This is a genomic window from Chitinophagales bacterium (genome assembly GCA_017303835.1).
In the GTDB taxonomy this organism is placed as follows: Bacteria; Bacteroidota; Bacteroidia; order Chitinophagales; family Chitinophagaceae; genus JAFLBI01.
The window spans coordinates 164,890-176,374 of record JAFLBI010000001.1 but is presented as its reverse complement, the minus strand read 5'-3'; the positions used below and the strand labels follow the sequence as shown (position 1 = coordinate 176,374).

Sequence of the window (11,485 nt, the reverse complement as noted above, 5' to 3'; positions counted from 1 at the left end):
AAAAAAGCCACCCTTAGGTGGCTGTAGTTTTATTCTTCATCGCCGCCTGCTTCTTCCAGTCCGGCTTCTTCGCCTTCTTCACCAAAGCCATCTGCAGCTTCAGACAAATCGTATTTTTCTTCAATATCTGCAAAGCGATCACCCAGCAGACTCTTGGTTCCATATTGCTGCGGACCAATACCCTCTTTTCTACTTACGGATGGATAACTAATCTTGGCACTTTCTTCCTTACTCACGTTAATCAGTTCCACCAGAAATGTCCAGTTCTTTGCAAAATCATAGACATAAATGAATTTCTGGTTTGTATCACGAATCTCACTACCAATTGTGGTATCAGCCATCAATAAAGGCTCTGCTACATAATCTTTATCATAACGCTCCAGGCTAATCTCGCGACCACGTTGCCAATGATCGTTACTGCGGTAAAAAGTTGCTTGGTGCTTTGAATCAAACTCGTATCCCTTGAGAATGGTTTCGTGTAATTCTTTGAACGACTGGGTATGCCTGATTACCACATCACGGTAAACAGCATCATCTTCTTCCAGATAAACCCTGAATTTAAGAATGGCCATGTGTACAGGTGGATTAAAGCGGCAAAATACAACTATTCAACCGGATAGAGATTCAATTCCGCAGCTTTCTGCACCATGAAAGCATGTGCTGCAGTATACTCATTGGGTATTTCTCCATCCAGTATGGCTTCGCGAATTGCGTCCTTGATAATTCCCACTTGCCTACCCGGATTGAGCCCAAAGGTTTGCATAATCAGTTCACCGGTGATTGGTGGTTGCCAGTTGCGGATACGGTCGTTATCCTCTACTTGCTGCATCCTGGCACGTACCAGCTCAAAATTGCGGAGATACCGAACCACTTTCACTTTGTTCTTACTGGTGATATCGGCTTCGCATAAAGTCATCAGCGCATCCACATCATCGCCTGCATCAAACAATAAGCGGCGAATCGCACTATCTGTGATATTTTCTTTTGTCAGTGAAATGGGTCTCAGGTGTAATTCAACCAGCTTCTGTACAAAACGCATTTTCTCATTCAATGGAAGCTTGAGTTTGGCAAAAATCTTGGGCACCATCCGCGCACCAACTACTTCGTGCCCATGAAAAGTCCAGCCATGCCCTTCTTCAAATTTCTTCGTAGCGGGCTTACCTATATCATGCAGCAATGCTGCCCAACGTAACCAAATATCCTGGGTATTTTGTGCAATATTATCCAGCACCTGCAGGGTATGATAGAAATTGTCCTTGTGTCCTTTGCCATCTATGTACACAGCACCATGCAGATCCACCATTTGCGGAAAGATCAGCTTCAGCAATCCAGTCTTATACAACAAATCCCAACCCACGGATGGCTTAGACGCTAACATGATTTTATTGAGTTCATCTGTAATGCGCTCCTGAGATACAATTTTGATGCGGCCTGCATTTTCCTGAATAGCCAGATAGGTATTGGGCTCTATACGATAGCCCAATTGTGTGGCAAAGCGAATGGCACGCATCATGCGCAAAGGATCATCGCTGAATGTTTGTGCCGGATCAAGTGGTGTTTGCAGTTTTTGTTCCTGCATGTGCTGTACACCGTTGAAAGGATCTACCAGTGTACCATAATCGGCACTGTTCAAACTGATGGCCAGTGCATTTACGGTAAAATCGCGGCGTAATTGATCATCTACTAATGTACCTGCTTCTACTGCCGGCTTTCTGCTGTGTTCTGCATAGCTCTCTTTTCTGGCACCAACAAACTCTATTTCCAGATCAGGCAGTTTAATCTGCGCTGTACCAAAGTTTTTGAAAAACGATACATGTGGTCTTGGCTGAAAACGATCGGCCACTGCATGTGCGAGTGCTATACCATCGCCCAGACAAACAATGTCTGCATCCTTGGTATTTCTGCCGATGAGCTTATCGCGCACAAATCCCCCAATGAGATATACCGGCAGCTGTAATGCAGCAGCTGCTTCGGCTATTTGCCGACAAATAAAGGCTTCTCGCTCTGTCAGGGGTATCTGCATGTTTGCAAATGTAGTTGTGAAACCGGGTTAAGACAAAACAGCCAATAACTGACTGGTTTGAATCTGCATAGCACAGTTGAAATGGCCTTTGGGGCAGGCTTTTTGTCCGTGCAAACCGCAAGGCCTGCAATCTAGTGCTGTTGGCACTTCTACAACATAATTCTTACTGGATAATGGTCCAAAACCAAATGCTGGTATAGTAGAACAATAGACAGCTGTAACCGGCGCATCGACTGATGAAGCAAAGTGCATGGGCGCTGAATCATTCACATAGTTCATGACAGCATGATGCATCAATACAGCAGATGCCAGAAAACCTAGTTTGCCGCATAAGTTGGTAATAGATTTTTCAGGGCATGCAGCAATCATTTCGTCGCACATGTTTTTATCAGCAGGTGCACCAATAAGAAAAATCTGTATATCTGCAGGTAATGCTTGAAGCAGCTCAATCCATTTTACCGTAGGAAATTGCTTGGTAAACCAGACTGATGCAGGCGCAATGCAAACATAACGGCCCTGTGCATAAGGCGCTACTTGCGCTTTATCTGCTGTTGTAGGATACAGTTTAGGTTTTGCAGGAATATCATCTGTACAAAAAGCAATCAACTCATGATTACGTTGGTATTCATGTAATGGTGCTTCAGCTGTGCTGATACGATGCGCTATCTTTTTTGTAAACAAAAAACTGAAAGGATTCTTATCAAAACCAACTGTCATTTTTGCACCGGAGAAAGCAGTAAGCAAACCCGTGGCAGCAAATCTTTGCACATTCACCACCAAATCATATTTGCGTGAACGAATTTGCAGCAATAATTGCCAGAGATGCCGGTATTTGTGTTCTTGCTTTTGCCAAATCAGCACTTTCTGTAAAAAAGGATGTTGCTGAAACATACCCTCATTGCCTTTACGCACAAGGATGTCGATGGAAGCATGAGGATAATGTTGATGCAACTTCTCCACTAGCCCTGTTGCCAGGACTGCATCACCAATAAAAGCTGTTTGAATAATCAGGATGCGTTGCATCGCGCAAAGCTAACTAAATATGCGGGAGGCTTATTTATTCATATTCCAGCTCATTGCTGAAAAACTCCCAATCGAATAACAATACTGATTCCATGAAACGATGTGGAGACTTCCGCTTTCTTGGTTTATCGCTGTGCACGCGTTGTGAAGTAATCGCATGCTTATCTATACCCAACTGAAGAATCGTTTTGATAAAGCTGGTCATTTTTTCGGGTGGTATGTCAAGTATAACCTTGGTCATAGTTGCATGACAATTACACGATTAATTTGTTCAAAATAAATGAACATTCCAATTAAAATAATTAAACAACTGTTCTTCAATCTTTTAGCACATAAATTAACATGCACTGTTTTATCTATTAGCGCTACACGTATGTTTGCACAAATTTTCTTGCATGGAATTACAAGCTTTGATTGCTGCTGCATGGGCTGATAGAGCATTATTGAAAGATGATAACTATAGCAATGCAGTTCGCAGTGTTATTGAAGAAGTGGATAAGGGCAGACTGCGTGTTGCCAGCCCTACAGACAATGGCTGGGTAGTGAACGAATGGGTAAAACAGGCCATTCTGATGTATTTCGGTATTCAGCAAATGCAGACCTGGGAATTACCACCTTTTGAGTTTTACGATAAAATGCTGCTCAAAAGCAACTATAAAGAATTAGGCGTTAGAGCAGTACCACATGCCGTTGCACGTTATGGCGCTTATTTGGCTAAAAATGTGGTATTGATGCCCAGTTATGTGAATATTGGTGCTTATGTGGATGAAGGCACCATGGTGGATACTTGGGCTACTGTAGGCAGCTGTGCGCAAATTGGCAAAGGTGTTCACTTAAGCGGTGGTGTTGGCATTGGTGGTGTATTGGAGCCTTTACAAGCAAGTCCGGTAATTATTGAAGACGGTTGTTTCCTGGGTAGCCGTAGCATTGTTGTGGAAGGTGTAGTGGTAGAAAAAGAAGCCGTACTTGGTGCCAATGTGGTACTCACACAATCTACCAAGATCATCGATGTAAGTGGTGCTGAGCCAATTGAATACAAAGGGCGTGTACCAGCCAGAAGCGTTGTTATCCCCGGTACTTATACCAAGAAATTCCCTGCGGGAGAATATCAGGTAAGTTGTGCATTGATCATTGGACAACGTAAACCCAGCACTGATCTGAAAACAAGTTTAAATGACGCACTACGCGATTTCAATGTGAGCGTATAAACCAATTTGATCTTTTGCAAAAAGCCCCGACCAGTAATGGATTTGGGGCTTTTACATTGATCATGGTATGCTGATTATGAGTTGAACCGGCTAACGGAAACCATCTGCAAGGTCTGTCTCGAAAAGCTTTAGCGTAGGCCTTTGAAATAAAGGATTATATATGGTGATCCACATGTTCAACGTGGGGCATTCGCAAAACCCTTCCCGCGCATTTGGCACAACTGCAACAATTGAAATATCCCCCTCTCCTTTGGAGAGGCAGGAATGAGGTCAATGGATTACCTGCGGTCATCCTCATGTTCTACAAGGGGGCTTACCCAAAGCCCTTCCCGCGCCTTTGGCGCAGGGGGCGTTTTGCATCGTTCGCTATCGAAAGCAAGCTTTCTTCGCTCACAATGAAATGGATTACCTACGGTCATCCTCATGTTCTACGAGGGGCTTACCCAAAGCCCTTCCCGCGCCTTTGGCGCAGGGGGCGTTTTGCATCGTTCGCTTAACGATATAAACTTTCATCCTTAGTATAAAATGGATTACCTACGGTGATCCCTTCGTTCTACGAGGGGCTTACCCAAAGCCCTACCCGCGCCTTTGGCGCAGGGGGCGTTTTGCATCGTTCGCTTAACGATATAAACTTTCATCCTTAGTATAAAATGGATTACCTACGGTGATCCCTTCGTTCTACGAGGGGCTTACCCAAAGCCTTTCCCGCGCCTTTGGCGCAGGGGGCGTTTTGCATCGTTCGCTATCGAAAGCAAGCTTTCTTCGCTCACAATGCAAAACGCCCTTCCAACGAAGTTGGAAGGGCGTTTGTGCCCAGAACTGGATTCGAACCAGCACACCCTTGCGGGCGCTGCGACCTGAACACAGTGCGTCTACCAATTTCGCCATCTGGGCAGATAAACCCGTATTGCTACTGGTTTGTGATTCAGGGCTGCAAATATATAACCTGCCCCGATAAATCAAAAATGTTTTTAAACCGCCATCAAGCTACAACCACGGATATCACTGTTATCTACGCGGCCTAACACCTCAAAGCAACCATCACCATATACCACACCGGCGTCCTCTGTAGCAATAAAAGAACAGCTATTGATATTAGCCAAATCAATCATATTGAGAATACCTCTGCCCACTGTAGATACCGCTATAGGATCTGATTCATCTCTGACCAAAGCCTTCATCCATGGCGCTGGCTGCAACAAGCCCTCGCCCTTTGCATAAGCCTGACTTAGTAATTCTGTCATACCATACTCTGTAGCGATCGCTTTTACGCCTAATTGAAGCATCAAATAATCATGTAATTCCTGTCGCGTGATCTCCTGCTTCCTTCCCTTCATACCGCCTGTTTCCATAACAATGGTATGCTCCAAGTGCATGGGAAAAGCTTCTGCAAAGTCCATCAAAGCAAAACTTACACCCAACAACAATACCTTCTGACCTGCAGCATCTAGTCGGCGCAATTTTGCTGCAAGGGCAGGAAAATCGTAGAGATAAAACCCATTATCTGCATGACCACTCATTTCCATCAGCTTCTCTGCCATTAACACCAGTGAAGAGCCCTTTCTCTCCAAATAAGCAGGTAATAATGATAAAATGCACCAATCCTTCGGATGACCAAACTGCTTTTCGAACTGCAGCGTAAAACTTGCGATATAAAGATTGATATCTGCCACATAATGCTTACTGGTTAGGCTTTTACCCGTTCCACTACTTTCGAAAATGATTTCTGCAGATTTACCTTCTGCAATTACTTCATGTGTTTTAAAAAAACTGATCGGAAGAAAAGGAATGGAGGCAACAGTATTCACCTTAGCTGCATCTATCTGCATATAGCTGCACCAGTCGCGATACACCGGACAGTGCTTTACCTGATAACGGAAAACATCCAGTGCCAGTTGATTAAAACCGGCTGAGTCTACTGAGAAAATATTGTTAACATCAATCACTAGCTATATGGATTGTCAGGCTGATTTGAGTACATTTGAAAACAATGCGATTCATGAAATACCCTAGAATACTTTTATTTCTGCTAACCGGATTGCTCATCTTTTCCTGCAGCAAAGATAAATTCCAGACCAAACCCAAACTCACATTCAAATCTGCGAGTACGGAAAGGTTAACTGCGGGTTCTACTATTCAATTCAATATCCGTTTTACAGACGCTGAAGGCGATATTCAGGATAGTATCTGGGTGCAAAAAGTAACCAAAAACTGCGCAAACAGCAATTTCTCAGGCAGATATAAGATTCCCACTTTTACAGCCACTAAAAACCTGGAAGGCGAATTTGAAATATGCTTCGGCTATGGAATCAACCTCGGCTGCCCTTCTATCAGAGAACCACAATGCATTGGTCAGAATGATACCTGTGTATTCCGTTTCTGGGCCAGAGACTTAGCAGGCAATGTGAGTGATACCATCAGTTCCTCCACCGTGATTATCGTAAGACGATGATGTGCTGAAAAAAATCTTCAATACCTTTTTCTTTGGCAATTTTTTCTATGGTCTTTGCGTAGTAATGCTTTCAATTGAAACGCATATTCAATATGGCATTGCAATGCAACCCATAAGCTGGTACCTGTTTATCTATTTCAGCACTGTTGTGTTTTATCGATTCGCGTATTTAAAAAGTAGTAATCATACACGGGAAAATGTAAGGGCTGAATGGTTTCAAGAACATAAGCAGTCAATACAAGTTGTACAATGGCTACTACTCACCTGCTGCTGCATTTCAGGCGCAACTTACCTATGGTTTCATTTTCAAATACCATCATTAAGTACACTCCTTATTGCTGCATCTTTTCCAATGGTAGCCTTATTGTATTACAGTGTATTCTTCCCAAAACTCATTCCGATTCATATCAGACATACGGGTTGGCTGAAACCATTTCTTATCGGCTATGTATGGGCAGGCCTCGTAACAACTTATCCTATCATTTTAGACAATCCATACAGTAATCATTATTTCACGCCACTACATGGTTTTCTGTTTCTAAAGAATTGGCTGTTTGTATCTGTACTGGCCATCTTGTTTGACATCAAGGACTACGCCGCCGATAATAACTTGGAACTGAAAACCTTTGTAGTCAGATTTGGCTTGATTAAAACGATTTACCGTATTGTCATCCCCATCACCACCATCGGCTGGGTATTCATTGCAATAACCGCCACCCAATTGGGTATTTCAGTGCCACGTGTGCTTATCAACGCCATACCCTTTACATTGTTGATAATTGCCGCACTCAGTCTGCTACAACGTAAGCCCATCCTCTATTATCTTGCAGTGATTGATGGGCTGCTCCTGGTGAAAGCCATCTGCGGTATCATCGCATTTACAATCATCTAAATATCTGGCTATGGCAAAGACGACGAAAAAGAAATCAGGTAAAGCCTCCTTACTCACAGATCAATCAATGGCATTCCTGCGCAATTACATCAATACACCATCACCTGTTGGTTTTGAGAGTAGCGGACAAAAAGTGTGGCTGGAATATGTAAAGCCATATGTAGATACCCATTTTGTAGATCCATACGGTACAGCTGTAGGTGTTATTAATCCCGACGCACCTTTCAAAGTAGTAATAGAAGCACATGCGGATGAGATTAGCTGGTTTGTGAATTACATTGACGACAAAGGCTTGATTTACCTAAAACGCAATGGAGGTGTAGATCACCAAATAGCACCTGCAAAACGCGTGTTGATTCATGGTAAAAAAGGCGCAGTAAAAGCTGTTTTCGGCTGGCCTGCTATACATACACGTTTGGGCAGTCCTGACACCAAAGAACCACAACCTCGTGTAGATAATTTATGGCTGGATTGCGGTGCGCGCAGCAGAAAAGAAGTAGAATCGCTCGGCATTCATATTGGTGCAGTTGTTACCTATGAAGAAGGTTACGATGAACTGGCTTTTGATTACCTGATCGGCCGTGCTTTTGATAACCGCATTGGCGGCTTTATGATTGCAGAAGTAGCAAGGCTGCTGAAGGAAAACAAAAAGAAACTACCCTTCGGTTTATATGTGGTGAATGCTGTGCAGGAGGAAATTGGTTTGCGTGGTGCTGAAATGATTGCTCGACGCATCAAACCCAATATCGCCATCATTACTGATGTTACGCACGATACCCATACACCGATGATCAACAAAGTAGTTGAGGGTGATGTGGTATGCGGAAAAGGCCCATCGCTGGCTTATGGCCCAGCTGTTCACAACAAATTGCTGAGTCTGGTACAGGATGTTGCAGAAAAATCAGGCATTGCTGTACAGAACCGCACTGTGAGCAGAAGCACTGGTACCGATACCGATAGTTTTGCTTATGCGAACGATGGTTGCCCTTCAGTGCTCATCTCTATTCCGCTTCGCTACATGCACACGACTGTAGAGATGCTGCACAAGTCTGATATTGAAGGAACCATTAAACTGATGTATGAAACTTTGCTGACGCTGACACCGAAAACCAACCTCAGCTATCTCTGATAATCAGCACACTAACGATATGTGGATAGCCCGCCCTTTGATGGCGGGCTTTAATTTGTACTTTTGCGCCGTATGAGTTGGCAGGATACACGAAAAATAAGGGTAGCAATATTGGATTTATACGAGGGTCAGCCCAATCAGGGCATGCGTTGTATTCGCGAACTCATCAATACTTGGGGCGAAATGCAGCAACTGGATGTGCGTTATGAAGAATTTGACGTACGCCAAAAACTGGAAACACCCGATACCAGTTTCGATATGTATATCTCCAGCGGTGGACCCGGCTCACCTTTAGACACAGAAGGCAGTGATTGGGAGAAAGCCTATTTCCAATGGCTCAACAGCGTGGAAGCCTGGAACAAGCAGGCAGAAACTGCCGACAAGAAACACATCTTATTTATCTGCCATAGTTTTCAGTTAGCATGCAGACATTATGAGGTGGGTTTGGTTTGCAAACGTAAATCAACCTCATTTGGTGTTTTCCCTATTCATATGCTGGAAGACGGTCAGGAAGAAGTCTTATTTGAAGGACTACGTGATCCTTTCTATGCTGTGGACAGCAGGGATTATCAGGTTATACAACCCAATCATGATCGCATTCGCGAGATGGGTGGTAAAATACTCGCTATTGAAAAAATGCGCCCGCACGTACCCTATGAACGGGCAGTAATGGCAGTTCGTTTCAATGACTACTTTATCGGCACACAGTTCCATCCAGAAGCAGATGCCATTGGTATGAGTATGTACCTGCAGCGGGAAGATAAAAAACAACAGGTCATTGAAAACCATGGCGAAGCAAAATGGAGCAGCATGGTGGAACAATTGCAGGATCCTGAAAAAATCATGTGGACCTACAGCCACATCATACCCAATTTCCTGAACTACGCAATCGGGGAAACCGTTTCTGCCTAAAGATTCTGCTCAAAACAATCACAGTTTCCCGAGTATGGTGTATTTTGGATAAAAGCAACCTTATGGTTCCTGCTATCAGATCCGCATACAATCAGCAATTTTCAGAAACACAATACCAGGCTTACCTGAAAGCCTTACATGCACAACATACAGATGCAATTCAATTCCGCGTGGCTGAAACACCTGTTTTCATAGACAAATCTTTTAAAGATAAGATTATCAATGCCTGTGAGTCTATTGTAGATGTAATAACACAGTACAACTTCAAGACACTTACTTCACATGCCATACCTGAAAATGTTCGTGTGCCCAATGAGGACGAACATACCCATTTCATTGCATTTGATTTTGGCATCTGTCAGAATACTGAAGGCGAGTTTGAACCACAGCTGATTGAAATGCAAGGCTTCCCTACGCTTTTTGCATATCAGGTTTTTCATGATGAAATTACTCGTCAATTTTTTGATATCCCGCAAGGTTATAGCCCGTATTTAAGCGGGCTTACTAAAGAAAGCTATCTGGAATTACTGAAAGACATTATTGTCGGTGATTGTGCCAAAGAAGAGGTGGTATTGTTAGAGATTCTACCACACGAACAAAAAACCAAGATTGACTTTTATTGCACACAAGATTATTTGAACATACCCATTGTTTGTCTAACCGATTTAATTCAGGAAGGAAGAAAATTGTTCTACCTGAATAAAGCGGGTAAGCGTGTACAGATCAAACGAGTATACAATCGGATCATTTTTGATGACCTACAGCAGCAGTCTGCCGAGATTCAAGAAAAAGGAAAAGTATTGCTGGAAGACCTTGACCTTACCTGGGTGCCACACCCAAACTGGTTTTATCGTATCAGCAAATACACTTTGCCTTATATTGATCACCCTTATGTACCCAAGACAAAGTTTTTAAATGAAATCAAGGAGATACCGGAAGATCTGGAAAACTATGTATTAAAGCCACTATTCTCATTTGCTGGACAGGGCGTTGTGATAGATGTACAACAGTCAGATATTGACGCAGTCAAAGACCCTGAAAACTGGATTTTACAGCGCAAAGTCCAATATGCTGATATTATTCCAACTCCAGATGTTCCAGCAAAAGCCGAAATCCGTATTTTCTATTTTTGGAAACCGGGAACTGAAAGACCTATACCCGTAAACAATCTCGCACGCTTAAGCAAGGGTAAAATGATTGGCGTACGCTATAATCAGGATAAAACCTGGGTGGGTGGCAGTCAGGCCTACTTCGAAGAGTAAAACCATCGGTTATAAGAACACCTAATTTTCTTCGTGACCTCTTTCTAAATTAGTGAGGTGAAAAAGAACCTGTACCATAATCGATTCTTATTTACTTTACTGTGGTATCTTTTGTTTCTATTATTTACAAGCTTTGCATTAGGTCCACTCTATGAAGGCTTAAGAAGAGGAGATTTTCACAAACACTATCAGACCTGGTTAAATAACGATTTGAGTACTGAAAGCTTATTTTTCATGTTCTTGATAGCTATTTTATTCAGCAAGATGATACTTGCATCCGAAAAAAGACTGAATAAGAAAATCAAATAAGTATGCCTTTGAAACAGTCTAACCAAGAACTACTTATTGAAACCATCAAGTTGTTTATAGGTATAACAGTTTTTGGACTAATCATTGAACTAGTTTACGATCTAATCAAAGGTTTATCACTCGAGCAGGCCATCAATGAATGGATTGCTCAGAATATCAAGCCCAGATCATGGATTGCACGAATCATCATCTCCTTTGGCGTTGCTTATTTTGGTATTCTCAGAAAAGAAGCGAAAGTGAAAAAACAAAGCAAGTCTGAGTAAGATGGAAGATTG

At 42.8% G+C, this 11,485-nt stretch carries 12 protein-coding genes and 1 tRNA gene; 7 read left to right on the top strand and 6 right to left on the bottom strand.

What is annotated here, in order from left to right:
- Positions 1–29 precede the first annotated feature (29 nt).
- Genes J0L83_00825 through J0L83_00810 form a run of 4 tightly spaced genes read right to left on the bottom strand, consistent with a single transcriptional unit; the run spans position 30 to position 3,287 of the window.
- Positions 30–572 (bottom strand): hypothetical protein, encoded by a 543-nt coding sequence (locus J0L83_00825; protein ID MBN8663088.1) that lies wholly within the window; start codon positions 570–572, stop codon positions 30–32.
- Between the two features lie 32 nt (positions 573–604).
- Complete coding sequence (locus J0L83_00820) at positions 605–2,023, bottom strand: HD domain-containing protein (protein MBN8663087.1); 1,419 nt, start codon at positions 2,021–2,023, stop codon at positions 605–607.
- A 27-nt stretch (positions 2,024–2,050) separates the two neighbouring features.
- A complete protein-coding gene (locus tag J0L83_00815) occupies positions 2,051–3,046 on the bottom strand; it encodes a glycosyltransferase family 9 protein (GenBank protein MBN8663086.1) in 996 nt (331 codons plus the stop codon).
- Between the two features lie 34 nt (positions 3,047–3,080).
- Entirely contained in the window at positions 3,081–3,287 is a 207-nt protein-coding gene (locus J0L83_00810) for a hypothetical protein (protein ID MBN8663085.1), read from the bottom strand.
- A 154-nt stretch (positions 3,288–3,441) separates the two neighbouring features.
- On the opposite strand from J0L83_00810, the gene J0L83_00805 reads away from it, so the two are divergent.
- The gene (locus J0L83_00805; GenBank protein ID MBN8663084.1) at positions 3,442–4,254 is read left to right on the top strand and encodes a 2,3,4,5-tetrahydropyridine-2,6-dicarboxylate N-succinyltransferase; all 813 of its coding nucleotides are present in this window, start codon (positions 3,442–3,444) and stop codon (positions 4,252–4,254) included.
- An 810-nt stretch (positions 4,255–5,064) separates the two neighbouring features.
- On the opposite strand, the gene J0L83_00800 is transcribed toward J0L83_00805, so the two are convergent.
- Positions 5,065–5,148 (bottom strand) — tRNA-Leu (locus tag J0L83_00800).
- A 77-nt stretch (positions 5,149–5,225) separates the two neighbouring features.
- Positions 5,226–6,143: an acyl transferase gene (locus J0L83_00795; GenBank protein MBN8663083.1), complete on the bottom strand. Its 918-nt coding sequence runs from the start codon at positions 6,141–6,143 to the stop codon at positions 5,226–5,228.
- A 110-nt stretch (positions 6,144–6,253) separates the two neighbouring features.
- Between J0L83_00795 and J0L83_00790 the strand changes: the two genes are divergently transcribed.
- The 6 genes from J0L83_00790 (at position 6,254) to J0L83_00765 (ending at position 11,473) form a co-directional block, all read left to right on the top strand.
- Entirely contained in the window at positions 6,254–6,706 is a 453-nt protein-coding gene (locus J0L83_00790; protein ID MBN8663082.1) for a hypothetical protein, read from the top strand.
- A gap of 1 nt (position 6,707) precedes the next feature.
- A complete protein-coding gene (locus J0L83_00785; protein MBN8663081.1) occupies positions 6,708–7,598 on the top strand; it encodes a hypothetical protein in 891 nt (296 codons plus the stop codon).
- A 10-nt stretch (positions 7,599–7,608) separates the two neighbouring features.
- Entirely contained in the window at positions 7,609–8,727 is a 1,119-nt protein-coding gene (locus J0L83_00780; GenBank protein MBN8663080.1) for a M42 family metallopeptidase, read from the top strand.
- 72 nt (positions 8,728–8,799) lie between these two features.
- Positions 8,800–9,639: a GMP synthase gene (locus J0L83_00775; protein ID MBN8663079.1), complete on the top strand. Its 840-nt coding sequence runs from the start codon at positions 8,800–8,802 to the stop codon at positions 9,637–9,639.
- Between the two features lie 62 nt (positions 9,640–9,701).
- Entirely contained in the window at positions 9,702–10,901 is a 1,200-nt protein-coding gene (locus J0L83_00770; GenBank protein ID MBN8663078.1) for a hypothetical protein, read from the top strand.
- A gap of 311 nt (positions 10,902–11,212) precedes the next feature.
- A complete protein-coding gene (locus J0L83_00765; protein MBN8663077.1) occupies positions 11,213–11,473 on the top strand; it encodes a hypothetical protein in 261 nt (86 codons plus the stop codon).
- The last annotated feature ends 12 nt before the right edge of the window (positions 11,474–11,485 follow it).